At 55.9% G+C, this 25,308-nt stretch carries 21 protein-coding genes and 1 riboswitch; of the genes, 12 read left to right on the top strand and 9 right to left on the bottom strand.

Features of this window, described 5'->3' with window-relative positions; genetic code table 11:
* Positions 1-487: 487 nt before the first annotated feature.
* Complete coding sequence (gene fghA / locus VGM55_RS24765; protein WP_331637036.1) at positions 488-1,324, bottom strand: S-formylglutathione hydrolase; 837 nt, start codon at positions 1,322-1,324, stop codon at positions 488-490.
* Positions 1,325-1,561: 237 nt separating this feature from the next.
* On the opposite strand from fghA, the gene folE reads away from it, so the two are divergent.
* From folE to mglC, 6 genes are all read left to right on the top strand, one after another.
* A complete protein-coding gene (folE, locus tag VGM55_RS24760) occupies positions 1,562-2,227 on the top strand; it encodes a GTP cyclohydrolase I FolE (protein ID WP_154188052.1) in 666 nt (221 codons plus the stop codon).
* 18 nt (positions 2,228-2,245) lie between these two features.
* Positions 2,246-3,403, top strand: a complete 1,158-nt coding sequence (yeiB, locus tag VGM55_RS24755; RefSeq protein ID WP_331637035.1) for a DUF418 domain-containing protein YeiB — start codon at positions 2,246-2,248, stop codon at positions 3,401-3,403.
* 122 nt (positions 3,404-3,525) lie between these two features.
* Complete coding sequence (gene galS, locus VGM55_RS24750; protein WP_154188051.1) at positions 3,526-4,581, top strand: HTH-type transcriptional regulator GalS; 1,056 nt, start codon at positions 3,526-3,528, stop codon at positions 4,579-4,581.
* A gap of 283 nt (positions 4,582-4,864) precedes the next feature.
* A complete protein-coding gene (gene mglB / locus VGM55_RS24745; protein ID WP_039295399.1) occupies positions 4,865-5,860 on the top strand; it encodes a galactose/glucose ABC transporter substrate-binding protein MglB in 996 nt (331 codons plus the stop codon).
* 269 nt (positions 5,861-6,129) lie between these two features.
* Positions 6,130-7,650 (top strand): galactose/methyl galactoside ABC transporter ATP-binding protein MglA, encoded by a 1,521-nt coding sequence (mglA, locus tag VGM55_RS24740; protein ID WP_038481110.1) that lies wholly within the window; start codon positions 6,130-6,132, stop codon positions 7,648-7,650.
* A gap of 20 nt (positions 7,651-7,670) precedes the next feature.
* A complete protein-coding gene (gene mglC, locus VGM55_RS24735; RefSeq protein ID WP_154188049.1) occupies positions 7,671-8,681 on the top strand; it encodes a galactose/methyl galactoside ABC transporter permease MglC in 1,011 nt (336 codons plus the stop codon).
* 54 nt (positions 8,682-8,735) lie between these two features.
* On the opposite strand, the gene VGM55_RS24730 is transcribed toward mglC, so the two are convergent.
* From VGM55_RS24730 to ldtB, 6 genes are all read right to left on the bottom strand, one after another.
* Positions 8,736-8,972, bottom strand: coding sequence for a DUF2542 family protein (locus VGM55_RS24730; RefSeq protein ID WP_154188048.1), 237 nt, complete (start codon positions 8,970-8,972; stop codon positions 8,736-8,738).
* 1 nt (position 8,973) lies between these two features.
* Positions 8,974-9,693: an outer membrane permeability protein SanA gene (sanA, locus tag VGM55_RS24725; protein WP_154188047.1), complete on the bottom strand. Its 720-nt coding sequence runs from the start codon at positions 9,691-9,693 to the stop codon at positions 8,974-8,976.
* A gap of 131 nt (positions 9,694-9,824) precedes the next feature.
* A complete protein-coding gene (cdd, locus tag VGM55_RS24720) occupies positions 9,825-10,712 on the bottom strand; it encodes a cytidine deaminase (protein WP_154188046.1) in 888 nt (295 codons plus the stop codon).
* Positions 10,713-10,840: 128 nt separating this feature from the next.
* Positions 10,841-11,536: a CidB/LrgB family autolysis modulator gene (locus VGM55_RS24715; RefSeq protein ID WP_085539965.1), complete on the bottom strand. Its 696-nt coding sequence runs from the start codon at positions 11,534-11,536 to the stop codon at positions 10,841-10,843.
* Positions 11,533-11,934 carry a CidA/LrgA family protein gene (locus VGM55_RS24710; RefSeq protein WP_038481125.1) on the bottom strand — a complete coding sequence of 134 codons (402 nt, stop codon included), beginning with the start codon at positions 11,932-11,934 and terminating at the stop codon, positions 11,533-11,535. Before VGM55_RS24710 ends, VGM55_RS24715 begins: the two co-directional genes overlap by 4 nt.
* Positions 11,935-12,105: 171 nt before the next feature.
* Positions 12,106-13,020 (bottom strand): L,D-transpeptidase, encoded by a 915-nt coding sequence (gene ldtB / locus VGM55_RS24705; protein WP_038481128.1) that lies wholly within the window; start codon positions 13,018-13,020, stop codon positions 12,106-12,108.
* 239 nt (positions 13,021-13,259) lie between these two features.
* On the opposite strand from ldtB, the gene VGM55_RS24700 reads away from it, so the two are divergent.
* Positions 13,260-14,855, top strand: coding sequence for an ABC-F family ATPase (locus tag VGM55_RS24700; protein ID WP_331637034.1), 1,596 nt, complete (start codon positions 13,260-13,262; stop codon positions 14,853-14,855).
* A 311-nt stretch (positions 14,856-15,166) separates the two neighbouring features.
* Positions 15,167-15,339, top strand: a riboswitch (M-box (ykoK) riboswitch).
* A 74-nt stretch (positions 15,340-15,413) separates the two neighbouring features.
* Positions 15,414-16,460 (top strand): magnesium transporter, encoded by a 1,047-nt coding sequence (locus VGM55_RS24695; protein WP_331637033.1) that lies wholly within the window; start codon positions 15,414-15,416, stop codon positions 16,458-16,460.
* A 37-nt stretch (positions 16,461-16,497) separates the two neighbouring features.
* On the opposite strand, the gene moeB is transcribed toward VGM55_RS24695, so the two are convergent.
* Together moeB and moeA are read right to left on the bottom strand one after the other, a co-directional pair.
* A complete protein-coding gene (gene moeB, locus VGM55_RS24690) occupies positions 16,498-17,244 on the bottom strand; it encodes a molybdopterin-synthase adenylyltransferase MoeB (RefSeq protein ID WP_154188044.1) in 747 nt (248 codons plus the stop codon).
* A gap of 1 nt (position 17,245) precedes the next feature.
* Positions 17,246-18,478 carry a molybdopterin molybdotransferase MoeA gene (moeA, locus tag VGM55_RS24685; RefSeq protein WP_331637032.1) on the bottom strand — a complete coding sequence of 411 codons (1,233 nt, stop codon included), beginning with the start codon at positions 18,476-18,478 and terminating at the stop codon, positions 17,246-17,248.
* 244 nt (positions 18,479-18,722) lie between these two features.
* Between moeA and VGM55_RS24680 the strand changes: the two genes are divergently transcribed.
* The 4 genes from VGM55_RS24680 to gsiB all read left to right on the top strand — a co-directional run bounded on the left by VGM55_RS24680 (position 18,723) and on the right by gsiB (position 25,258).
* Complete coding sequence (locus tag VGM55_RS24680; protein ID WP_414648315.1) at positions 18,723-20,666, top strand: autotransporter outer membrane beta-barrel domain-containing protein; 1,944 nt, start codon at positions 18,723-18,725, stop codon at positions 20,664-20,666.
* Between the two features lie 213 nt (positions 20,667-20,879).
* A complete protein-coding gene (iaaA, locus tag VGM55_RS24675; RefSeq protein WP_331637030.1) occupies positions 20,880-21,833 on the top strand; it encodes a beta-aspartyl-peptidase in 954 nt (317 codons plus the stop codon).
* Positions 21,833-23,707, top strand: a complete 1,875-nt coding sequence (gene gsiA, locus VGM55_RS24670) for a glutathione ABC transporter ATP-binding protein GsiA (protein WP_331637029.1) — start codon at positions 21,833-21,835, stop codon at positions 23,705-23,707. The genes iaaA and gsiA overlap by 1 nt, the downstream gene beginning before the upstream one ends.
* 12 nt (positions 23,708-23,719) lie before the next feature.
* Positions 23,720-25,258 (top strand): glutathione ABC transporter substrate-binding protein GsiB, encoded by a 1,539-nt coding sequence (gene gsiB, locus VGM55_RS24665; RefSeq protein ID WP_154188040.1) that lies wholly within the window; start codon positions 23,720-23,722, stop codon positions 25,256-25,258.
* Positions 25,259-25,308: the final 50 nt, after the last annotated feature.

Raw genomic sequence — 25,308 nt, 5'->3', positions numbered from 1 at the left:
CGGTAAACCCACCGGCTATCACCCAAACATTCGGGGTCGTTCGCGATTCGTTCCCGACGATCGCTCTCTTTCGCTGTTCCCGACAGCTCAACCCCGCCTGAGTTGGGTCATAACCGGGGGCGATGAGAGCCGGGAACAAGGGCGTGGCTGTGAGACTTGCAGCGACTGTGACGCTCTGTGTAGCTGCGGATTTGAAGCGAGGCACGGTTCCGGCTTAAATCGCCTCCGTTTTCTCTCCGACTGGCCAGGGTCCGGACGTCGGGAACGCATCTCAGCCGTCCCAGGACTGGGAGATAAAATGGAGGTCTGCCGCTTGCGGCGATTTATTTGGCCGGGAGTCCGGGTTCTTAGGGGAGTGACGGTGACTTCCCTAAGACGTTCACCGGTTCAGTGGTGACATCTGAAACAGGACTGGAAGTGAACGGAACCTTAGCAGATTCTTCCTGGAGCATATTTCTTACTAAGAGACAGCCCCCAGGGTAACTCCCTATCCCCGCAAATGCTCCGCATGAAAACGCAAATGATCCTCCACAAACGTGGCGATGAAATAGTAACTGTGGTCGCAGCCCGGCTGAATGCGCAGCGTCAGCGGCCAGCCTTTCTCCTGCGCGACTTTTTCAAACTCTTCTGGCCTTAGCTGGTCGGCCAGGAACTGATCGTCATCCCCCTGATCGATAAGCGTTGGCAGCTGTGCTGACGGCGGCGCTTTACCCAGCAGGCAGCAACTGTCCCATTCTTGCCACAAAGATTCATCTTCACCGAGATAGGCCCTGAAGGCTTTTTGCCCCCACGGGACGCGGGTGGGGTTAACGATAGGCGCAAAAGCAGAAACCGAGCGGAAGCGGCCGGGGTTTTTCAGCGCCATGATCAACGCGCCGTGTCCGCCCATGGAGTGGCCAAAGATTGAGGCTTTCTCGCTGACGCTGAAATTATCCGCAATCAGCTGCGGCAGCTCATCGCGCAGGTAGTCATACATGCGGAAGTGCGTTGACCACGGCTGTTGGGTAGCGTTGAGGTAAAAGCCTGCGCCCTGGCCCAGGTCATAGCCCGCGTCGTTTGGCACGTCTTCGCCGCGTGGGCTGGTGTCCGGCATCACCAGTACAATGCCAAGCTCTGCCGCTACGCGCTGTGCGCCTGCTTTAGTCGTGAAGTTTTCATCGTTACAGGTCAGCCCGGAAAGCCAGTAAATCACCGGCGGTGGCGCGGTGCCCGCCGGAGGCGGGAGAAAAATACTGAATGTCATTGGGCAGTTAAGCACGGTGGACGGGTGGCGCCAGCGCTGCTGCCAGCCTTCGAAACATCGGTGTTCTTCCAGTAATTCCATCCAGAGGCTCCTTACATATTTTCAATAGTTATGAACAACTTTCACTTCACCTGAGTCTAGCCATCCCGCATTATGGCCGCAACGGTATTGTTCCGCCCGCTCAGGCGATGAACGGTTATTTCGATTTCAATAATTATGCCCGGCACTACTGGATTCTAAGCACGTGCTGCCGCACAATAAGCGGACACTTTGCCCCATGAAGGGCAGGGGTCAGCCACACCTGCAGGAGAAAACAGCATGTCATCACTCTCAAAAGAAGCCGCCCTGGTTCATGAGGCGCTGCTGGCGCGCGGTCTGGAAACGCCGCTGCGTCCGCCGTTACGTGAACTGGATAATGAAACTCGTAAAAGCCAGATTGCCGCCCATATGACGGAAATCATGCAGCTGCTTAATCTCGATTTGAGTGACGACAGCCTGATGGAAACGCCGCATCGCATCGCCAAAATGTATGTCGATGAGATTTTCTCCGGCCTGGACTACGCGAACTTCCCGAAAATCACCGTCATTGAAAATAAAATGAAGGTTGATGAAATGGTCACCGTGCGCGATATCACCCTGACCAGCACCTGCGAGCACCACTTCGTGACTATCGACGGTAAAGCCACCGTGGCGTATATCCCGAAAGATACCGTCATTGGCCTGTCTAAAATTAACCGCATCGTGCAGTTTTTTGCTCAGCGCCCGCAGGTTCAGGAACGCCTGACCCAGCAGATCCTGACCGCGCTGCAAACGCTGTTGGGCACCAACAACGTGGCGGTTTCCATTGATGCCGTGCATTACTGCGTGAAAGCACGTGGCGTGAAAGACGCTACCAGCGCGACCACCACCACGTCACTCGGTGGCCTGTTTAAGTCCAGCCAGAATACGCGTCAGGAGTTCCTGCGCGCAGTACGCCACAATTAATTCCCCAGGCAGGTATCCGTGGAGAGAAATGTCACCCTGGACTTCGTCCGCGGTACCGCCATTCTGGGCATCCTGCTGCTTAATATTGTCGCCTTTGGCCTGCCGAAGGCGGCTTATCTCAACCCGGCCTGGTATGGCGAAATAACCTCCCGTGACGCCTGGACCTGGGCGGTAATGGATCTGTTTGCCGAAGTTAAATTTCTCACGCTTTTCGCGCTGCTGTTTGGGGCGGGCCTGCAAATGCTGCTGGCTCGCGGCTCACGCTGGATCCAGTCGCGGCTCACGCTGCTGGTATTGCTGGGCTTTATCCACGCGCTGCTGCTCTGGGACGGCGACATTCTGCTGGCTTACGGCCTGACAGGGCTGGTGTGCTGGCGGCTGATTCGTGACGCAACCGGGCAAAATCAGCTCTTTAAGACCGGCGTCGTGCTGTACCTCATCGGCATTGGCGTGCTGGTGCTGCTCGGCGTGATTTCAGGTGACGGTCTTAACCGTTCCTGGGTGCCGGATGCGGCTAATCTGCAGTATGAGCGATGGTGGAAGCTGAGCGGCGGTAGCGAAGCCATCAGCAACCGCGCGGATTTACTCTCTTCAAACCTGGTGGCGCTGGGCGCGCAGTACGGCTGGCAGCTGGCGGGCATGATGCTCATCGGCGCGGCTCTGATGCGCAGCGGCTGGCTGAAAGGGGAGTTTAGCCTGAAGCATTACCGCCGAGCCGGTGCCATTTTGATCGTCATCGGCATGGCGATTAATCTGCCGGCAATTTTGGCCCAGTGGCACCTGAAGTGGGATTACCGCTGGTGTGCGTTGCTGTTACAGGCGCCACGCGAGCTGAGCGCACCGTTTCAGGCTATTGGCTACGCCGCGCTGGCGTGGGGGTTCTGGCCTCAGCTTTCGCGCTTCAGGCTGGTGGGCTGGATTGCCTGCGTCGGGCGGATGGCGCTGACGAACTACCTGCTGCAAACGCTCATCTGCACAACCTTGTTCTATCGCTTTGGTTTATATATGAAATTCGACCGTCTCGCGCTGCTGGCCTTTGTGCCCGCCGTGTGGGCGGTGAACATCCTGCTGTCGGTGCTCTGGCTGCGTTACTTCCGTCAGGGGCCGGTGGAATGGCTCTGGCGGCAGTTAACCGCTCGTGCTTCAGGGGATGCGTTACGCAAAGCACGGAGATAATGATATTCGTCACAAAGGTTAACGAATTGTATGTAACCGCTTTCATCGCTGTGATCGACTTCACGCCACGCCGCCCCTCACTCCCCGCAAAATAGCCACCTTGCCTAAAACAGGGTGCACCTATGAGACCGACTCCCCCAACGCCGATTACCATTCGTGACGTTGCCCGTATCGCCGGGGTTTCAGTAGCGACAGTATCCCGAGTATTAAATAACAGCGCGCTGGTCAGCCCGGAAACGCGCGAAAACGTCATGCAGGCGGTTGCTGAGCTGGGCTACCGTCCAAACGCCAATGCGCAAGCGCTGGCCACCCAGGTTAGCGACACCATCGGCGTGGTGGTGATGGACGTCTCCGATCCCTTCTTCGGGGCGTTGGTCAAAGCCGTGGATATGGTTGCCCAGCAGCACAATAAATATTTACTGATCGGCAATAGCTATCACCAGGAAGAAAAAGAGCGACATGCCATCGAGGTCCTGATCCGTCAGCGGTGTAGCGCCCTGATTGTTCACGCCAAGGCGCTGAGCGATGCGGAGCTTGCCGTTTTCCTTGAACAAGTGCCCGGCATGGTGCTGATAAACCGTCTGGTGCCCGGCTACGCTCACCGCTGCGTTTGTCTGGATAACGTCAGCGGCGCGGTAATGGCTACGCGTATGCTGCTGAATCAGGGGCATTCGCGTATCGGTTATCTGGCCTCCAGCCATCAGATTGAAGATAACGACCAGCGCCATCAGGGCTGGCTACAGGCGCTGGCGGAGCAGGGGATCGTGCCGCCGGAAGCGTGGGTTGGCATGGGGACGCCAGACATGCAGGGCGGCGAGGCGGCAATGGTTGAGCTGCTGGGGCGAAACCTGCAGCTCAGCGCAGTCTTCTCTTATAACGACAGTATGGCCGCCGGCGCGCTAACGGCGCTGAAAGACAACGGCATTGTCGTGCCGCAGCATGTCTCGATTATCGGCTTTGACGATATTCCTATCGCCCGTTATACCGACCCGCAGCTGACAACCGTGCGCTATCCGGTGGTTTCGATGGCTCGCCTGGCGACCGAACTGGCGTTACAGGGCGCGGCAGGCCAGCTGGATCGTGATGTAACGCACTGTTTTATGCCGACTTTAGTCCGCCGTCATTCGGTGGCGATAAAGCAAAATGTGGCGTCGATCACTCCGCTGTCAAAGAGTTAGATGTAACCGGTTTCAATCTGTGAGTAAATTCACAGTTAATTAACATTGCGCTGACTATTATGTCAGCGTTTTATCAGCTGAAACACGATGTAACGGTGACTACTCACTTTTAGCATCGTGATAAGGCCAAAGACGACCATAAAAACGCAGTATTGGATTGTTACCGAACACGGAAGTGCAATTATTTTAGGATAACTTCGGCATTCAGTAACTTTTTAATAACATTACTGTCCTGCCTGGTTTCGAACGCGAACTACCCTGCAAAATAAAAACCGGAGATACCATGAATAAGAAGGTTTTGACCCTGTCCGCCGTGATGTCCTGCATGCTGTTTGGTGCCGCTGCGAACGCTGCTGACCGTATTGGTGTGACCATTTATAAATACGACGACAACTTCATGTCAGTGGTTCGTAAGGCCATCGAGAAAGATGCTAAAGCGTCGCCAGATGTGCAGCTGCTGATGAACGACTCCCAGAACGACCAGTCCAAACAGAACGACCAGATCGACGTTCTGCTGGCAAAAGGCGTGAAAGCGCTGGCCATCAACCTGGTTGACCCGGCCGCAGCGGGCACCGTTATCGAAAAAGCACGTGCGCAAAACGTCCCGGTCGTGTTTTTCAACAAAGAGCCATCCCGCAAGGCGCTGGATAGCTACGACAAAGCTTACTACGTGGGTACTGACTCCAAAGAGTCCGGGATCATTCAGGGCGACCTGATCGCCAAGCACTGGGCGGCTAACCCGGCATGGGATCTGAACAAAGACGGTCAGGTGCAGTTCGTGCTGCTGAAAGGCGAACCGGGCCATCCGGATGCCGAAGCGCGTACCACTTACGTTATCAAAGAGCTGAACGACAAAGGTCTGAAAACTCAGCAGCTGCAGCTGGATACCGCAATGTGGGACACCGCTCAGGCTAAAGACAAAATGGACGCCTGGCTCTCTGGCCCGAACGCTAACAAAATTGAAGTGGTAATCGCCAACAATGATGCAATGGCCATGGGTGCGGTAGAAGCGCTGAAAGCGCACAACAAAACCTCAATTCCAGTGTTCGGCGTAGATGCCCTGCCGGAAGCGCTGGCACTGGTGAAATCCGGTGCAATGGCCGGTACCGTGCTGAACGACGCTAACAACCAGGCGAAAGCGACCTTTGACCTGGCGAAAAACCTGGCCGACGGTAAACCAGCCGCTGAAGGCACTAACTGGAAGATTGAGAACAAAATCGTACGCGTACCTTATGTAGGCGTGGATAAAGACAACCTCGCACAGTTTATCGGCAAATAATACCCGTCATACTTCGAGCCGCAGGGGCGTTAACTGCACTCGCTCACCCCAGTTTCTTACTTGATGTAAGCGCCTGGGGATTCCCGAGCTTGTTGCGTTACTCGGCAGAGCCTCGCCCCGAAGGGGCCAGCGCAATGCGCTGTTCAAAAGACTTGAAAGTCTTTTGTCCTGCAACTCAAATTATTTAGGGTATAACGTTTTTGGTTGTACACGGGCGCAGATTCCTGCGCCCGGCTTTAGGCAGGTTACTCAGCGACACAGGTATAATTATGGTCGACAATAACTCAGCTACGCCGTCGGAGTTTTTGCTGGAAATGACCGGCATTAATAAATCCTTCCCCGGCGTTAAGGCACTGGATAATGTTAATTTAAAAGTGCGTCCACACTCTATTCACGCCCTGATGGGGGAGAATGGTGCGGGCAAATCGACATTATTGAAATGCCTTTTTGGGATCTACAGCAAAGATTCCGGCAGCATCCTTTTTCAGGGGAAAGAGGTCAATTTCAGCAGCACCAAAGAGGCGCTGGAAAACGGTATTTCTATGGTGCACCAGGAGCTTAACCTGGTCCTACAGCGCACCGTGATGGACAACATGTGGCTCGGGCGTTACCCGACCAAAGGCGTGTTTGTCGATCAGGATAAGATGTACCGCGACACCAAAGAGATATTTGACGAACTGGATATTGATATCGACCCGAGAGCCCGCGTCGGTACGTTGTCCGTTTCTCAAATGCAGATGATTGAAATTGCCAAAGCTTTCTCCTATAACGCCAAAATCGTTATTATGGATGAACCAACGTCCTCGCTGACGGAAAAAGAAGTTAATCATCTTTTTAAAATTATCCGCAAATTAAAAGATCGCGGCTGCGGTATTGTTTATATCTCCCATAAAATGGAAGAAATATTCCAGCTATGCGATGAAATTACTATTTTGCGCGACGGGCAGTGGATTGCCACCCAGCCTCTGGAAGGGCTGGATATGGACAAAATCATCGCCATGATGGTGGGCCGCTCCCTGAACCAGCGTTTCCCGGACAAATCCAACGTGCCGGGCGAAGTGATACTCGAAGTACGCAACCTGACTTCGCTGCGCCAGCCGTCGATTCGCGATATCTCCTTTGATTTACATAAAGGTGAAATCCTCGGCATTGCGGGCCTCGTCGGCGCGAAGCGTACCGACATTGTGGAAACGCTGTTTGGTATCCGCGAAAAATCTGGCGGCACCATTAAGCTGCACGGCAAAAAGATTAATAACAGCAACGCGAACGAAGCTATAAATCACGGCTTTGCGCTGGTCACCGAAGAGCGCCGCTCTACCGGGATCTACGCCTACCTGGATATCGGCTTTAACTCACTCATTTCCAATATTCGTAACTACAAAAACAAGGTCGGCCTGCTGGATAACTCCCGCATGAAAAGCGATACCCAGTGGGTTATCGACTCTATGCGTGTGAAAACGCCGGGGCACCGTACCTCCATCGGCTCGCTGTCCGGCGGTAACCAGCAAAAGGTCATCATCGGCCGCTGGCTGCTGACTCAACCGGAAATTCTGATGCTGGATGAACCGACGCGCGGCATTGATGTAGGCGCCAAGTTTGAGATTTACCAGCTGATTGCTGAGCTTGCCAAAAAAGGGAAAGGGATCATTATCATTTCGTCCGAGATGCCGGAATTGTTAGGGATTACAGACCGTATTCTGGTGATGAGCAACGGGCTCGTGGCTGGAATTGTAGACACCAAAACAACAACGCAGAACGAAATCTTACGTCTTGCGTCTGTGCACCTGTGATGATTTAGGGGCTATTAAAAATGAGTGCGTTAAATAAGAAGAGTTTTCTAACTTATCTAAAAGAGGGCGGCATCTACGTGGTGCTGCTGGTGCTGCTGGCGATTATTATTTTCCAGGATCCGACGTTTTTAAGCCTGCTTAACCTGAGTAACATTCTGACTCAATCCTCGGTGCGTATTATCATCGCGCTGGGCGTGGCCGGGCTGATTGTGACCCAGGGGACGGACCTGTCCGCAGGGCGCCAGGTTGGCCTGGCGGCGGTTGTCGCGGCGACGCTTCTCCAGTCGATGGACAACGTCAACAAGGTGTTCCCGGACATGCACACCATGCCGATTCCGCTGGTACTGCTGATTGTTTGTGCCGTGGGCGCGGTCATTGGTCTGGTGAACGGGATTATTATCGCTTACCTGAACGTGACGCCGTTTATCACCACCCTGGGCACCATGATCATCGTCTACGGGATTAACTCCCTGTATTACGACTTTGTGGGCGCGTCGCCAATTTCCGGCTTTGACTCTCATTTCTCGATGTTTACGCAGGGCTTTATCGCGCTGGGCAGTTTCCGCCTCTCCTACATCACGTTCTATGCCCTGTTTGCGGTGTTCTTCGTTTGGGTGCTGTGGAATAAAACCCGCTTCGGGAAAAACATCTTCGCCATCGGTGGTAACCCGGAAGCGGCGAAAGTCTCCGGCGTTAACGTTGCGCTGAACCTGATCATGATTTATGCCCTCTCCGGCGTATTCTATGCCTTTGGTGGGATGCTGGAAGCGGGCCGTATTGGCTCTGCGACCAACAACCTTGGCTTTATGTACGAGCTGGATGCGATTGCGGCGTGCGTCGTTGGCGGTGTGTCGTTTAGCGGCGGGGTGGGGACGGTAATTGGCGTGGTCACCGGGGTAATCATCTTTACGGTAATCAACTACGGTCTGACCTATATCGGCGTGAACCCTTACTGGCAGTACATCATCAAGGGCGGCATTATCATCTTCGCCGTTGCGCTGGACTCCCTGAAGTACGCGCGTAAGAAATAATCTCCGCCGTTTGCAAAAAAGCCCGCACGATTCGTTGCGGGCTTTTCTATGCCTTCAAAATACGAACAGATAAAGCGCAAACAGAGGCAAAGCTAAGCTTACCGCAACGTAGCTGATGACGTGGATCCAGAATTTAAAGGGCTGGCTGTCCCGGTAGGCAAATACGGGCTTGGCCGCTCCCTTCACCATGATATCGACAGCACCCGTTTTCCAGCCTTTGTAGGCTGTCCAGAGGTACAGCGGCGAGATGATAATAAGCACGATGGTGGTAAATATTTCTCCGCTACTCATATTATTTCTTCTCTTTTTTCTGCAACTCCAGCAGCTGTTCCGGCGTGACTGCCGGGTAGGCCTGCGCGTCCTCCGGCACTTCCTGCTGTGCTGGAATAGGCACTAACGGCCCCAGAAAACGCGGCTCGCGTTTGAAGAGGTACAAATCTGCCAGTGCACCGAGACGAGCGCCAAATTCACGCGTACGCACGGTGAGCATATTTTTCGGGGAAGGTACGGCGTAGCACTGCGCCTGAATCCCCATATGCTGGGCAATAAACAGCGCACGTTCGCAGTGGAAGCGTTGGGTAATGATAATGAAATCGTTGGTATCAAAGACTTTTCGGGTGCGAACGATAGAGTCCAGCGTACGGAAACCGGCGTAATCCAGCACGATATCCGCAGGATCAACACCACCGGCAATCAGATCTTTGCGCATCGTCATCGGTTCATTATAGCTTTGCTGCGCGTTGTCACCGCTAAGCAGCAGGTAGTTCACTTTGCCGCTGTTGTAGGCGTTCAGCGCACCCTGAATACGGTACAGGTAATATTGGTTGATGACACCGGTGCGGTAATATTTGGCGGTACCCAGCACCACACCGACCTGACGGTAGGGCAGATCCTGCAGCTCATCGTAAACGTAGGGGGCGGTTTTCCAGCTAATCCAGCGGTCGAGACCGAGCGCAGTTACTAGCGTTAAGCCGATAAGAATAAGCAGGCTGTAAAACACGCGCTTCAACATGAACTTGCAGACTCATTCGCAGGGTGGAATTTTATCCAAGGCTACTTTACCCGGCACTCAAGAGCAAGAAACGCGGGTTTGGTTGGGGCAAATTTCAACAATGCGGGTGTGGGTACACCCGCAGCGGATAATTATTGCCCGGGCAGGACGCGTTCTACGTTCTCACAACCCAGCGCTTTCAGGGTTGCTGATGTGGCATCCCACTGCAGCAGCGGTGCATCAGCCTTTTCTGCCAGCACGGCGCGTTTAATTTGCGGGTAGTCATAACCATTAAGCGACAGCAGGTTCAGCGCGGCCTGCAGGGGGGGTAGGGAAGGGTTGAAAGCGGCGTTTTCCGCATAAGAACCGGTAAAAATTTTACCGTCGGTCATTTCCAGAGCGACACCCGCCGGGGCTTTGCTGTATGGCGCATGGCTTCGGTTTGCGGCAATGAGAGCGGCTTGGGTCAGGGTATCGCCTTTCAGGGCAAAACCGTGATTTTCTTCATCCAGTAGCAGCGTGTTGATGTCCAGATCGCGCGGGCCAAAGGCATCCGGCAGATACTCACCCAACGTAGAAGGTTTGCGCCCCGGCAGGTGAATGCGCAGAGCCGTGCCGCTGTTCAGCTCGTTCATGAACTGACGGCAGTGCCCGCAGGGCGTGTAGTTGACGGTGATATCGACCAGGCCTTTTTCACCGCGCATCCACGCGTGGGTAATGGCGCTTTGTTCGGCGTGCACGGTTTGCTGCATCGTGGCGCCCAGAAACTCCATATTGCCGCCAAAGTAGAGATTACCGCTTACGCCGCGAGCCACGGCACCCACGTTAAAATGCGAGAGGTCTGCACGGGCGCAGGCAGCGGCCAGCGGCAGCAGGGCGAAAGCCAGGTCGTCGTCGCCCAGCCCGGTTTGATGTTTTAGCGCTTCAACCTGTTCCGCTGTAAACATGGCCGGAAAGTGTTCGTCGGCAAGCAGGGGTTGCAAAGCGCTTTGCAGCGCGGCGGGGAGTTGCACAACGGCGGCATCAAAACGTGAACGCATGTTAAAGCCTCATTAAGGGTAACGGAAACGTAGTTTACGGATCTGTATAGGCTGAATATGTGATCTACTTCTAATTGTTTGTGCAACTTATGAAAACAAATATGAAAATGCGCGATCTCTCGCAAGTTTTAGCCGAAGAGTTTCAACAGTACCGGGAATAAAAATGGCGCTATTAGCGACGTCATGACCCCACAAATGACCAGCGCCAGCGAGCTAAAAGCGCCCTCCTGGAAGTCAAGTTCAGCACAGCGGGCCGTCCCCAACGCGTGCGAGGCGGTGCCCATCGCCAGGCCGCGTGAGGCCTTGGTGCTGATGCGCATCATGTTCAGCAGCGTATGGCCAAACACGGCGCCGAGAATGCCGACGAAGATAACGCAGACAGCGCTAATCGCCGGAATACCGCCAATGCCGCCGCCCACCGCCATCGCAATCGGCGTGGTAACGGATTTTGGCAGCACCGAGGCGGCGATTTCAGGGGAAGCTCCCATCAGCAATGCAATGGAGGTGCCGGTTGACATCGCCACCATGCTGCCAATAAAGCAGATGGTGATAATAGACTTCCAGCGGGCACGAATTTGGTGAATTTGCTCGTAAAGCGGGAAGGCCAGCGCCACGACGGCCGGCTGCAGCAGGTCGTTGAGCACTTCGCTGCCTTTAAAATAGTGGTCGTAAGGAATACCCGTGACCAGCAGAAAAGGAATGATTACCACCATGCAAACCAGCAGCGGGTTTAATAGCGGGGATTTCAGCCGGGCAGCCAGTTTGCGAGCGGCGAAAAACACCACCAGCGTTAACGGTAAAGACCACCATATAAAGTGCATCATTTTTTCTCTGCCTCGCCTTCACCAATCACTTTTCTTTCGCCGTGTACCAGGTGCGAGCTCCAGCTCACGATAACAAGCACCACCAGCGTACTGATTAAACAGGAAACCACCACCGGGCCAAACTGGGCCTTCAGCACGTCGTAGTACTGCATAACGCCGACGCCAATAGGCACGAACAGCAGGGCCATATAGCGAATCAGCAGGTGACAGCTGGGTTTTACCCACTTCGCCGGCAGGATTTGTAGCGACAGCAGCACAAACAAAATCAGCATGCCGATGATGCTGCCAGGGATGACGATGGGCAGCAGCGACGCGACGAAAATACCGGCATATAAGCACAGGTAAATTAAGACAAAAGCGCGAAGATACTGCCAGATTACGGTGAACGAGTTGCGCATGGAGGTTACCCTTTAAGAAACGCATTCATCATACAATTAAACTCGAAATTGTGCTATCCATCACAACATGAATTATGAGCATAACAAACATTCCCTGCGTGAAGGTTGCCCGGCTGATTTTAGGCAATAAAAAAGCGGCCCGGAGGCCGCCTTGATTCAATTACTTTTAGCTTAGTTCAGGCGAACCGGCATGCCGGAACGGTTCTGAATCGCCTGGTCAACAACGGTGGTATCAACGTCGGACTGAGCGGTGACTTTCTGTACGCTGCTGGTCAGCTTGATTGGCACGATTTCACCGGAGTTGAACTGCGCTTCGGTAGTAGAAAGCGGGTTGTGAACTTCGATGTAGCGGCTGCCGTCCGGCTCGGTGGTGGCTTTTACCGGCTCATCAATGAACTGAACGCGGGTGCCGACCGGCACGTTGTCGAACAGGAACTTGATGTCTTCGTTACGCAGACGCACGCAGCCGTGGCTTACGCGCAGGCCGATACCGAAGTTGGCGTTGGTGCCGTGAATGGCATACAGATTACCGATGTACAGCGCGTACAGGCCCATCGGGTTATCCGGGCCGGCTGGCACAACGGCCGGCAGCGGCGTGCCGGCTGCAGCGTATTCAGCATGCATCTTCGCGGTAGGCGTCCAGGTTGGGCCGTTTTTCTTACGCTCTACCTTGGTGGTCCAGTTAATCGGGGTGTCTTTACCCAGCTGGCCGATACCGATTGGCAGCACGATAACGGTGTTGGTGCCTTTCGGGTAATAGTAGAGGCGCATTTCCGCGCTGTTGATCACAATCCCTTCATGCACGGTGTCCGGCAGGATCAGCTGCTGAGGGATGTTCAGGATGGTTCCGGCTTTCGGCAGGTATGGGTCAATCCCCGGGTTAGCTTCCAGCATGTTAGACAGTCCCATCTGGTACTGTGCGGCATACTCTTCCAGCGGCGCGGTGCTGCCTTCCGGAATAGTGATAACCTGATTTTCACCCACCAGGCGGCTGCCGTTGGTCGGTAACGGATAGGTCACGGCGGAAGCTGAGAAAGACGCGACAGCCACAAAAGCCAGTAAGAGCGAGCGTAATTTTATATTCATGTTGTGCGAAGTGTTATGCCAGACGGGCCAGCTAGTGAGTGTTTATGGATGATTCAGCCGCGCATTATATGTGCATTACACTCATCTGGGAAATCAGATGTGGATGAAATCACAATTTTTTCACACTGATTAACTATTGTACGGTGAAGATGCGGGGCGACCCTTTATCATAGTTATGGCATAATGTGGCCGAAATCACATTCCAAAATCTCGACAACTTATTTCTCCAGGACATACCAGTGCTTGTATCCAGCAACGTTACCATGCAGTTTGGCAGCAAACCGCTGTTCGAAAATATCTCCGTCAAATTTGGCGGCGGCAACCGTTACGGCCTGATCGGCGCTAACGGAAGTGGCAAATCCACGTTCATGAAAATTCTCGGCGGGGACTTAGAGCCGACGCTGGGCAACGTTTCTCTCGATCCAAACGAGCGCATCGGTAAGCTGCGTCAGGATCAGTTCGCCTTCGAGAAATTCACCGTGCTCGATACGGTTATCATGGGCCACGGCGAGCTGTGGGAAGTGAAGCAGGAACGCGACCGCATTTATGCCCTGCCGGAAATGAGCGAAGAGGACGGTTACAAAGTTGCCGACCTCGAAGTGAAATACGGCGAGATGGACGGTTACACCGCAGAAGCGCGTGCCGGTGAACTGCTGCTTGGCGTGGGTATTCCGCTGGAACAGCATTACGGCCCGATGAGCGAAGTCGCGCCAGGCTGGAAACTGCGCGTCCTGTTGGCACAGGCGCTGTTCTCTAACCCGGACATCCTACTGCTCGACGAACCAACGAACAACCTGGACATCGACACTATCCGTTGGCTGGAGCAGACGCTGAACGAACGTGACAGCACCATGATTATTATCTCGCACGACCGTCACTTCCTGAACATGGTCTGCACCCATATGGCTGACCTGGACTACGGCGAGCTGCGCGTTTATCCGGGCAACTACGACGAATACATGACGGCGGCGACCCAGGCGCGTGAGCGTCTGCTGGCTGACAACGCGAAAAAGAAAGCGCAGATTGCTGACCTGCAGTCCTTCGTGAGCCGCTTCAGCGCTAACGCCTCCAAATCCCGTCAGGCGACCTCTCGTGCCCGTCAGATTGATAAAATCAAGCTGGACGAAGTGAAGGCCTCCAGCCGCCAGAACCCGTTCATCCGCTTCGAGCAGGATAAAAAACTGTTCCGTAACGCGCTTGAAGTTGAAGCGCTGACCAAAGGGTTTGAGAACGGTCCATTGTTTAAAAACTTCAACCTGCTGCTGGAAGTGGGCGAGAAGATTGCCATTCTGGGTGCCAACGGCGTGGGTAAATCCACCCTGCTGAAAACCCTGGTTGGTGAACTGACCCCAGAAAGCGGCAGCGCGAAATGGTCTGAAAATGCGCAGATTGGCTACTATGCGCAGGATCACGAATACGAGTTCGAAAACGATCTTACGGTATTCGACTGGATGAGCCAGTGGAAGCAAGAGGGCGATGACGAACAGGCGGTGCGCAGCATTCTGGGCCGTTTACTCTTCAGCCAGGACGACATCAAAAAGCCGGCTAAAGTGCTGTCCGGTGGCGAAAAGGGCCGCATGCTGTTCGGCAAGCTGATGATGGAAAAACCAAACATCCTGATCATGGACGAACCGACGAACCACCTGGATATGGAATCCATCGAGTCCCTTAACATGGCGCTGGAGATGTACCAGGGTACGCTGATCTTCGTTTCCCACGATCGTGAATTTGTTAGCTCTCTGGCAACCCGCGTACTGGAAATTACCCCAGAACGCGTGATTGACTTCACCGGTGGCTACGAAGATTACCTGCGTAGTAAAGGGATCGACGGGTAATTTTACCCTCACCCTAACCCTCTCCCTAAAAGGGAGAGGGGACAGATCGAATTATAGGTATTGCTCCCCCTGTTTTCCCCCTCGCCCCTTTGGGAAGAGGGCCTGGGTGAGAGGCAATGACAGCCCCCACACCTCACATTCCACGTCATTCACCAGCAGCCGACGCTTCTCTCCATCAGGCAAAGACAGCTTAATCTCGCATCAGCGCGGGTTATCGCCCCACTAAGCCGAGCATAAATAAACCCTAAACAACGCAGGCTCTTTGGGTTGCACCCGACGTTTAAATCCCTACTATAGGCCGCGGAAGACTTGCAGTATCTCGTTAGGCGAGGCTCCTGTACAAACATAGGTTGCTGATCTGACGACGTCGAGAGACGCCCAAGATTAGGACAGGTTATATCGAACGAAGGTATAACCCCAGGTAACTTCCCCCGCTTTTGGGGATACGTTGTACAGTGCTAAAACCGAGACATGGAGATAGCGTCAGCACTCTCATATCTTGCTTCGCCCCAGGATGAGGACTGTTTATTTTTTTAAAACAGTAACCGGGGAAAAATCATGACCTTTTCAACCAATACCTCAGCGCACTCGCGCGCTTCTTTGGCCGTATCCGTCAAACTGCCATCCTCAGATTCACAAAACACCGTGCTGGCCTACCTGAGCCAGGACTACATCGCTTTATCGCCGGGCACTTCGGTGGCTGAGGCGCAGGACTTGTTCTGCTCTGGCATTAAAAATGAGCAGATCCCGTCGCAGATATTTGTGGTGGACGATGATGGTCATCTCTTTGGCATGGTGCCGGTAAAATCACTGCTGCAGGCGGAGAAAGACGCGCTGCTGAGTGACCTGATAAGGGCAGTAGGGTTCTCATTAGCGCCGGAAAAAACGCGCCATGAAGCTTGCGTCGAAATTAAAAAGGCGGCCTGTAACTACATTCCCGTGCTGAGTTACGGCAAGCTTAAAGGCGTGCTGGGCCCGCAGGAAATCGCTCAGCTACTGGAAGACGAAAACACGCTGGACAGCCAGCTGCAGGGCGCTTCGTCACCGCTGGAAACGCCTTATCTGCAAAGCAGCGTCATTACGCTGTGGCGCAAACGCTCGGTCTGGCTGCTGCTGCTGTTCGTGGCCGAGGCCTACACCAGCTCGGTCATTAAATCATTTGAGGATCAGCTTGAAGCGGCGATTGCGCTGGCGTTCTTTATTCCGTTGCTGATCGGCACCGGCGGCAATACCGGCACGCAGATCACCTCCACGCTGGTCAGGGCGATGGCGCTCGGCGAAGTGGGGCTAAAGGATTTGGGCGCTATCCTGCGTAAGGAGATCTCGGCCTCGGTGCTCATTGCCTTAACGATTGGCACCGCCGGCTTTATTCGGGCGTGGATGCTGGGTGTGGGCATGGAAGTGATGATGGTGGTGAGCCTGACGCTTATCGCCATCACCGTCTGGAGCGCGATTGTTTCATCGATTATTCCGATGCTGCTGCGTAAGGTGAATATCGACCCGGCGGTTGTCTCCGCGCCGTTTATTACGACCTTAATCGACGGAACCGGGCTGCTGATCTACTTCGAAATCGCCAAGGTGATGCTCACTGACCTGGCGGTCTAAAAGTGAAAGGGGATAGCAATATCCCCTTTTTTCATGCTTATCCGCAAACTTCACACTGCGGGTTTCGCGCCAGCTTCATCTCTCTGAACTGGCAGGTCATCGCATCGTAAAGCACGATTTTCCCGCGGGCCGGCGTGCCGTAGTTTGCCAGCAGCTTGATGGCTTCCATCGCTTCCAGCGAGCCAATAATCCCGACCAGCGGCGCCATGACGCCCGCCTCCACGCAGCTCAGCGTACTTTCGCCAAACAGACGGCTCAGGCAGCGGTAGCAGGGCTCCTTCTCCTGCCAGGTGAACACGCTTATCTGGCCTTCCATGCGGATCGCCGCCCCGGAAACCAGCGGTTTTTTCTGCCTGTGGCAGCAGCGGTTAAGCTGGTTGCGGATAGCCACGTTATCGGTGCAGTCCAGCACGACATCATGCTTTGCTACCAGCTCATCAAGCTGCGGCTCTTCAAGCTGGGCATTAACCGTCTCAAGCCGGATGTGCGGATTGATCGCCGCCAGTGAATCCCGCGCAGAATCCACCTTAGGTTGACCAATGGTCGCATCGCTGTGCAGCGTCTGGCGCTGAAGGTTGGAGAGCGAAACGGTATCGAAATCGAGCAGAGTAAGATGCCCCACGCCCGCCGCCGCCAGATACTGGGCCGCCGCACAGCCCAGCCCGCCCAGCCCGACGATGAGAACCCGGGAAGCTTTCAGCTTCTCCTGGCCGTCAAAGTCAAAGCCGCGCAGCACAATCTGGCGGTTATAGCGCAGCATTTCCTCATCGCTAAGCTCGACCATCTCAGCCTCCGAACAGCGGGTTAAACGGCTCGACCTCAACCCATTCTCCGGCTTCTACGTTGCCGCGCTCGCGCTCCAGCACCACAAAGCAGTTGGCCTGGCTAAAGGAGCTGAAAATATGCGAGCCCTGGTGCCCGGTGCTCAATACTTCGAGGTCACCCTGCTCGTTGCGGCGCAAAATGCCACGCTGGAAGTCGAGGCGGCCCGGGGATTTCTTCAGCTTGCCGACGGTACGCACGCGCATTCTCGGTGGAAGAGGGTTGATTTGCTGACCGCTCAGCTTAGCCAGCAGCGGCTGTACGAGCTGGTAGAACGTCAGTGCCGCGGAAACCGGATTACCCGGCAGGCCGCAGAACCAGCTATTTTTCAGGCGTCCAAAGGCAAAAGGTTTGCCTGGCTTAATCGCCAGCTTCCAGAAGCCGACTTCGCCCAGCTCTTCAAGGATTTGTTTGGTGTAATCGGCTTCGCCCACCGAAACGCCGCCGCTGCTGATGACGACGTCTGCGCGGCTGTCCGCTTCGTTAAACACCGCGCGCAGGGCATCCTGGTCATCACGAACGATGCCGAGGTCGATAACTTCGCAGCCCAGCTGCTCCAGCATGATGTGAACCGCCAGGCGGTTGGTATCGTAGATTTGGCCTTCGGCCAGCGGCTGGCCGGGAAGCTGGAGCTCGTCGCCGGTGGAAAACACCGCCGCGCGCACTTTGCGGTAGACCTTCACTTCCGGGATGCCGAGAGAGGCAATCAGCGGCAGCTCGGCGGCGGTCAGCTTCACGCCTGCGGCCAGCACGCTGGCGCCCTGATGGATATCCTCGCCGCGGCGGCGAATGTTCTGCCCGTTCTTCACGACGGCGTTAAAGCGCACGCCGCTTTCGGTCACTTCCGTCTCTTCCTGCATGACTACGGCTTCGGCCCCGGCAGGGATTGGTGCGCCGGTCATGATGCGCACGCAGGTTCCAGCGGGCCATTCGCCGTTGAACGGCTGCCCGGCAAACGCTTTACCTGCGACAGGCAGCGCGCCACCGGCTTTGATATCCGCCAGACGCACCGCATATCCGTCCATCGCTGAGTTGTCGAAACCCGGGACATCCAGCGGGGAGGTGACGGGGGCAGCGGTGATGCGTCCTGTGGCCTGCAGCAGCGGTAATGTTTCCGTTTCGGACGGCGGGGTAATACGGGACAGCATCTGTTCAAGCGCGGTTTCAAGCGGGATCAGCCCGGCGGTAAATTCCATTCGTGGCTCCTGGAGCAGGGACAAAATAAGGGCTTAGTATGGCAGAAAACGCCGTCTGGCGGCATGTCTGGGATCAGCAAAATCCTCCCGCCCGTGGCCAGATATGCGTTACATCACGTTGTCACGTTTCTTCTTTACGCTCGGTCTGCGCGTAATCCGCCATTGGCTATAGTCATTGTGGCGAATAAAAAACCTCTGCAAGGAAGAACTGATGATAAGCAAACAAAAAGTGTTTCAATTCAGTATGCTGGCCGTCGCTGTGGGCTTCACCTCATCCGCATTTGCCTTTGATTCCCTCACCGTTTTTGGCGACAGCCTCAGCGACACCGGCAACAACGGGCGCTGGACCTGGAACAGCAGCCAGAACAAACTTTATGACGAACAGCTGGCCGCCCAATATGGCCTGACGTTAACGCCTTCCCGCGAAGGCGGGAGCAACTATGCCGCAGGCGGGGGCACCGCCGTGCCAGCGCTCAATTCGGCCGATAATACCCAAAGCCAGGTTCAACGCTACCTTAGCCAGACCGGCGGGCGAGCGGACGGCAACGGGTTATACATTCACTGGATAGGCGGCAACGATCTGGCCGCGGCCGCCACCCAGCCAGCGCTGGCGCAGGGAATCGCCGCTAACAGCGCGGCCAACGCAGCGGCTCAGGTTGGGGCTTTGCTTGATGCCGGAGCCGGGCTGGTGGTGGTACCTAACGTCCCAAATATCGGCGCGACGCCAACGTTGATGGAGCTGGTGCTTAGCGCAGGGCTTGGTGCGGCGGCCACGCCAGCCATTCAGGCTGCTTATGCTTCTCTGGATGCGGCGCAAACGCCTGACCTGTCGAGCCGGCAGCAGGCAATTCATCAGGCTTTACAGGCGGCGGCATCGGTCGTCAGTACGAATCCACTCATTCAGCAGGGCGTAGCCGCTCAGCTTATTGCTGCCTACGATCAAGCCGTGCAGCAGGCTTCTTTACTCACCACCTTCTACAACAGCGCTGAGGATCAGGCTCTGCTGCAACACGGCGGCAATATTGCCCGGGCGGATATCAACGGCGTTTTCCAGGAAATCCTGGCCAACCCTCAGGCGTTCGGCCTGACAAACACCGCCGGGATGGCCTGTCCGCCGGGCGTGGCGGCGACAGACTGCACCAGCTCGACGCCCGGCTTTAATGCCTCTCAGGGCTATCTGTTTGCCGACCATTTCCACCCTGGCCCGCAGGTACACAGCATCATTGCCCAATACATTGAGTCGATTATCGCCGCGCCTGTTCAGGTGACTCGTCTGAATCAGGGCACGCAGGCGATGGTGCGTGGCAGCCGGGCCACGCTCGACAGCCGCTACCAGCAGCTGCGTCAGGGCGAAAACGCCGCCGGTTCACTGGGCGTGTTTGGCGGCTACAGCGGGGGCTATCAGCGGTATAGCGGGCACGGTGGAACCGGTGACGGCAAAGGGAACACCAATAACCTGACCGTGGGCCTGGACTATCAGCTCAATGAAAACGTGGTGCTGGGCGGGCTGATCGCCGGCTCTCTGGACAACCAGCGCCCGAACGATAACTACCGCTATGACACCCGAGGTTTCCAGGCCGCCCTCTTTGGCCAGCTCCGGGCGGGCCAGGCCTGGTTAAACAGCGACGTGCATTATCTCTCCGCAGACTTCACGAATATTCAGCGCGATATCACGCTCGGACAGCTGACCCGCACTGAAAAAGGCGATACCGACGGGAGGCTGTATGGCGCGCGACTCACGGCGGGTTATGACCTCGCGGTAACGAGCTGGCTGACCACGGGGCCGGTGCTGCAATACGCCTGGGATTACAGCCACGTGAACGGCTACAGCGAAAACGGCAGCAGCAGCACCGCTATGCGCTTCGGCGATCAGAACGGCCATTCGCAAATCGGCAGCGCGGGCTGGCGCGTGGACACGAAGCTGGGGGTGATTAATCCCTGGGCGCAGGCCAGCTACCGGCATCAGTTTGGCGACGACAATTACCGTGCGAACGGCGGCTTAAAATCCACGGCGCTGACCTTCAGCCGCAGCGGTGAACAGCTGGATAAAAACTGGGCCGATATCGCCGTCGGTGCGGATATGCCGCTCTCGGATACCGTGTCAGCCTTTGCGGCAGTGGCGCAAACGGCCGGGCTAAGCGACGGGAACCAGACCAGCTATAACGTGGGCATCAGCGCGAAGTTCTAACTTTTTGTTATTACCAAAGAAATAGCGGCTCAGGTTTTATCGGCCGCTATTTCTCCTTCCCGCCGGGCGGCGTAAGGCTCGCAGAGGAAAGTCAATTTTCTTTACAACACTTTTAGGTCTTTCTATATTCAAAAATCGTATCAATGTTTGGCAACGATTCTGATATTTATAGAAAAAACGCCGCCAGATATCACATTCAACAGGCAATGCCGAATGACCAAAGCCGTTATCGCTATTCATGGCGGGGCCGGAGCCCTGACCCGCGCCCACCTGACGCCAGAAAAAGAGCAGGAGTTTATCAGCGCGCTATCCAGAATAGTGGAGGTCGGGCAGCAGATCCTCGAGCACGGCGGCAGCGCGCTGGACGCGGTAACCGAGGCCGTTCGCCTGCTGGAAGAATGCCCGCTGTTTAACGCCGGGATTGGTTCTGTGTTCACTAGTGAAGGCAAACATGAGCTCGACGCCTGCGTCATGGACGGCAACAGCCTGGATGCCGGGGCGGTGGCGGGCGTAAGCCATATTCGCAACCCGATTCTTGCGGCGAGGCTGGTGCTGGAAAACAGCCCGCACGTGCTGATGATCGGCGAAGGGGCGGAACGTTTTGCCGCTCAGCAAGGGCTTGAGCCGGTAGATGAAACACTTTTTTCGACCGAAGAACGCTATCAGCAATTGCTGCGCGCCCGTGAAAGCCAGCAAACGCTGTTGGATCATGACGGGGCCGAGCCGATTGATGCGGATAAGAAATTTGGCACGGTTGGCGCAGTGGCGCTGGATAAATTCGGTAATCTGGCCGCGGCGACCTCCACCGGCGGGATGACCAATAAATTGCCGGGCCGGGTAGGGGATTCGCCCCTTGTCGGCGCGGGTTGCTATGCCAACAATGCCAACGTGGCGGTGTCCTGCACCGGCACGGGTGAAGTCTTTATACGCACGCTCGCGGCCTACGATATTGCTGCCCTGATGGAGTATGCCGGGCTAAGCCTGCAGCAGGCCGTCGACCGCGTGGTGCTGGAGAAACTGCCCGCGCTGGGCGGCAGCGGCGGCATGATTGCCATTGATAATCAGGGCAACGTCGCGCTGCCGTTTAACAGCGAAGGGATGTACCGCGGCTTTGGCTTTGTGGGCGATGCCCCGAATGTAGGAATTTATCGTGACCAGGAGAGTTAATGCCGCACAGTCATGAACTGCCGGACGAGCAGGTGCTTGCCGTTAGCGACCTCAATATTCGCTTTCGCCAACAGCAGCAGGTCACCGAGGCGGTGCGTCACCTGTCGCTGACGCTTAACCGGGGTGAAACGCTGGCGATTGTCGGCGAGTCGGGCTCCGGGAAATCGGTGACGGCGATGGCATTGATGCGCCTGCTGGAACAGAGCGGCGGGCTGGTCGACTGCGAGAAACTGCTGCTGCGCCGCCGTAATAACGAAGTGCTTAATCTGCCCGACCTGAACAGCGCGCAGATGCGTCGCGTGCGTGGCGCGGACGTGGCGATGATTTTCCAGGAGCCGATGACCTCGCTCAACCCGGTGTTTACCGTAGGTGAGCAGATTGCCGAATCCATTCGTTTACACCAAAAGCTGGACGGCCGTGCGGCGCTGAATGAGGCAAAACGCATGCTTGAACGCGTGCGCATTCCTGAAGCCCAGGCCATTCTGAACCGCTACCCGCACCAGCTTTCCGGCGGGATGCGCCAGCGGGTGATGATCGCCATGGCGCTCTCCTGCCGCCCGGCGGTGCTGATTGCCGATGAGCCGACGACCGCCCTCGACGTGACTATTCAGGCGCAGATCCTGCAGCTTATTCGCGTCCTGCAGGATGAAATGCAGATGGGGGTGATTTTTATCACCCACGATATGGGCGTGGTAGCCGATATCGCCGACCGGGTGCTGGTCATGTACCGGGGCGAAGCGGTGGAAACCGGCACCGTCGAGCAAATATTCGAAAACCCGCAGCACGCCTACACGCAGGCCTTGTTGGCCGCCGTGCCGCGCCTGGGCGCAATGAACGGCAGTGATTTGCCGCGTAAGTTTCCGCTTATCGTGCCGGGGCAACCAAATCAGCAAGAGCCAGAAACCGAGCAGGACACCATTCCCCCGGGAGCGAAGCCCGTACTTGAAGTGCGTGACCTGGTCACTCGCTTTCCGCTGCGCAGCGGAATATTCAACCGGGTGACGCGCCAGGTACATGCTGTTGAAAAGGTGAGCTTCGATTTATTGCCCGGTGAGACCCTGGCGCTGGTCGGGGAGTCCGGCTGTGGTAAATCGACCACCGGGCGCTCGCTGCTGCGGCTGGTGGAAACCCAGGGCGGCACCATCACCTTTAACGGCCAGCGTATTGATAATTTGCCTAACGGCGAACTGCAGCACGTACGCAAAGATATCCAGTTTATCTTCCAGGATCCGTATGCTTCGCTGGATCCTCGCCAGACGGTCGGTTACTCCATTATGGAGCCGCTGCTGGTGCATCAGGCGATGCCCAAAGAGCAGGCGCAAGAGCGAGTGGCATGGCTGCTTGAGCGCGTAGGGCTGCAGCCGGAACACGCCTGGCGCTACCCGCATGAGTTCTCCGGCGGCCAGCGGCAGAGGGTTTGTATTGCCCGCGCGCTGGCCCTTAACCCGAAGGTGGTGATTGCCGATGAGTCCGTTTCGGCGCTGGACGTGTCGATTCGGGCGCAGATAGTTAACCTGCTGCTCGACCTGCAGCGTGAGTTTGGCATCGCTTTCCTGTTTATCTCCCACGACATGGCCGTGGTGGAACGTATCAGCCATCGCGTGGCGGTGATGTATCTGGGCCAGATTGTTGAAATTGGCCCGCGCCGCGCGGTGTTTGAAAACCCACAGCATCCGTATACCCGCAAGCTCATGGCGGCGGTGCCGGTGGCTGACCCAACCCGTAAGGGACGCAAGCCCGTTTTAGTGTCTGACGAGATCCCCAGCGCCACACGCAGCCTGGGGGATGAACCGCACGTAGCACCGCTGGTTGCGGTGGGGCCGGGACATTTTGTTGCCCGTCATCCCATCGGCAGCAGTGAAAATCGCCTATAAAGGAAAACAATAATGACAGCTAACACAACGCAAAAATGGCTGCTGGCGGCGGGACTGGCCTCTGCCGTTATCGCCACGCCCGCTTTCGCTGCAAAAGATGTCGTCGTCGCGGTGGCCTCAAACTTCACCACGCTCGATCCGTACGACGCGAACGACACGCTATCGCAGGCGGTGGCGAAGTCGTTCTATCAGGGATTGTTCGGGCTTGATAAAGACATGAAGCTGCAGAACGTGCTGGCGGAGAGCTACAAGGTCTCTGACGACGGCCTGGTATACACCATCAAGCTGCGTACGGGCGTGAAGTTCCAGGATGGCACGGATTTTAACGCTGACGCGGTAAAAGCTAACCTCGATCGCGCCAGCAATCCGGATAACCACCTCAAGCGCTATAACCTGTATAAAGCCATCGCGAAAACCGAAGCGGTCGATCCTGCGACGGTAAAAATCACCTTAAAACAGCCGTTCTCGGCGTTTATCAATATTCTTGCCCACCCGGCGACGGCGATGATTTCCCCGGCGGCGCTGCAAAAATACGGCAAAGATATTGGCTTCCACCCGGTAGGTACGGGCCCGTATCAGCTGGAAACCTGGAACCAGACAGACTTTGTGAAGGTGAAAAAATTCACCGGTTACTGGCAGGCTGGCCTGCCGAAGCTGGACAGCATTACCTGGCGTCCGGTCGTGGATAACAACACCCGCGCGGCGATGCTGCAAACCGGTGAGGCGCAGTTTGCGTTCCCGATTCCTTACGAGCAGGCCGGCGTGCTGGAGAAAAACAGCAAGCTTGAGCTGGTTGCTTCCCCGTCCATCATGCAGCGCTACATCAGCATGAACGTGACCCAAAAACCGTTTGATAACCCGAAGGTTCGCGAGGCGATCAACTACGCGATTAACCGCCAGGCGCTGGTGAAAGTGGCGTTCTCCGGCTTTGCCACGCCTGCGGAAGGCGTCGTGCCGCCGTCCATCGCCTATTCGGAAAAATTCAAACCCTGGCCTTACGATCCGGCCAAAGCCAAAGCGCTGCTAAAAGAAGCGGGTTTCCCGAACGGCTTTGAAACCACGCTCTGGTCGTCCCATAACCACAGCACCGCGCAGAAAGTACTGCAGTTTACCCAGCAGCAGCTGGCGCAGGTTGGTATCAAGGTGAAAGTGACGGCGATGGACGCCGGGCAGCGTGCGGCAGAAGTGGAAGCCAAAAGCCAGAAAGAGAGCGGCGTGAGAATGTTCTACACCGGCTGGTCGGCCTCAACCGGCGAAGCAGACTGGTCTCTGTCACCGCTGTTTGCTTCCCAAAACTGGCCGCCAACGCTGTTTAACACCGCGTTCTACAGCAATCCTCAGGTGGATAAAGACCTGGCTGAGGCGCTGAAAACCACCCAGCCGGAAGAGAAAGCGAAGCTGTATAAAGACGCCCAGGACATTATCTGGAAAGAGTCACCGTGGGTGCCGCTGGTGGTGGAAAAACTGGTTTCTGCCCACAGTAAAAATCTCACCGGATTCTACGTGATGCCGGATACCGGATTCAGCTTTGATAATGCGGACCTGAAGTAGCGTGATAATGACCCTCACCCCGGCCCTCTCCCTAAAAGGGAGAGGGGGAA

This window comes from Cedecea sp. (assembly GCF_036500665.1).
Lineage (GTDB): Bacteria > Pseudomonadota > Gammaproteobacteria > Enterobacterales > Enterobacteriaceae > Cedecea.
This window is presented reverse-complemented; position numbering and strand designations above follow the sequence as displayed.

Coding starts and splice junctions, on each gene's coding strand:
- folE (WP_154188052.1), top strand. CDS start 1,562: ATGTCATCACTCTCAAAAGAAGCCGCCCTGGTTCATGAGGCGCTGCTG.
- VGM55_RS24695 (WP_331637033.1), top strand. CDS start 15,414: ATGACCTTTTCAACCAATACCTCAGCGCACTCGCGCGCTTCTTTGGCC.
- mglC (WP_154188049.1), top strand. CDS start 7,671: ATGAGTGCGTTAAATAAGAAGAGTTTTCTAACTTATCTAAAAGAGGGC.
- moeB (WP_154188044.1), bottom strand. CDS start 17,244: ATGGTCGAGCTTAGCGATGAGGAAATGCTGCGCTATAACCGCCAGATT.
- iaaA (WP_331637030.1), top strand. CDS start 20,880: ATGACCAAAGCCGTTATCGCTATTCATGGCGGGGCCGGAGCCCTGACC.
- VGM55_RS24710 (WP_038481125.1), bottom strand. CDS start 11,934: ATGCGCAACTCGTTCACCGTAATCTGGCAGTATCTTCGCGCTTTTGTC.
- cdd (WP_154188046.1), bottom strand. CDS start 10,712: ATGCGTTCACGTTTTGATGCCGCCGTTGTGCAACTCCCCGCCGCGCTG.
- VGM55_RS24715 (WP_085539965.1), bottom strand. CDS start 11,536: ATGATGCACTTTATATGGTGGTCTTTACCGTTAACGCTGGTGGTGTTT.
- mglB (WP_039295399.1), top strand. CDS start 4,865: ATGAATAAGAAGGTTTTGACCCTGTCCGCCGTGATGTCCTGCATGCTG.
- galS (WP_154188051.1), top strand. CDS start 3,526: ATGAGACCGACTCCCCCAACGCCGATTACCATTCGTGACGTTGCCCGT.
- gsiA (WP_331637029.1), top strand. CDS start 21,833: ATGCCGCACAGTCATGAACTGCCGGACGAGCAGGTGCTTGCCGTTAGC.
- VGM55_RS24680 (WP_414648315.1), top strand. CDS start 18,723: ATGCTGGCCGTCGCTGTGGGCTTCACCTCATCCGCATTTGCCTTTGAT.
- gsiB (WP_154188040.1), top strand. CDS start 23,720: ATGACAGCTAACACAACGCAAAAATGGCTGCTGGCGGCGGGACTGGCC.
- moeA (WP_331637032.1), bottom strand. CDS start 18,478: ATGGAATTTACCGCCGGGCTGATCCCGCTTGAAACCGCGCTTGAACAG.
- fghA (WP_331637036.1), bottom strand. CDS start 1,324: ATGGAATTACTGGAAGAACACCGATGTTTCGAAGGCTGGCAGCAGCGC.
- mglA (WP_038481110.1), top strand. CDS start 6,130: ATGGTCGACAATAACTCAGCTACGCCGTCGGAGTTTTTGCTGGAAATG.
- sanA (WP_154188047.1), bottom strand. CDS start 9,693: ATGTTGAAGCGCGTGTTTTACAGCCTGCTTATTCTTATCGGCTTAACG.
- VGM55_RS24730 (WP_154188048.1), bottom strand. CDS start 8,972: ATGAGTAGCGGAGAAATATTTACCACCATCGTGCTTATTATCATCTCG.
- ldtB (WP_038481128.1), bottom strand. CDS start 13,020: ATGAATATAAAATTACGCTCGCTCTTACTGGCTTTTGTGGCTGTCGCG.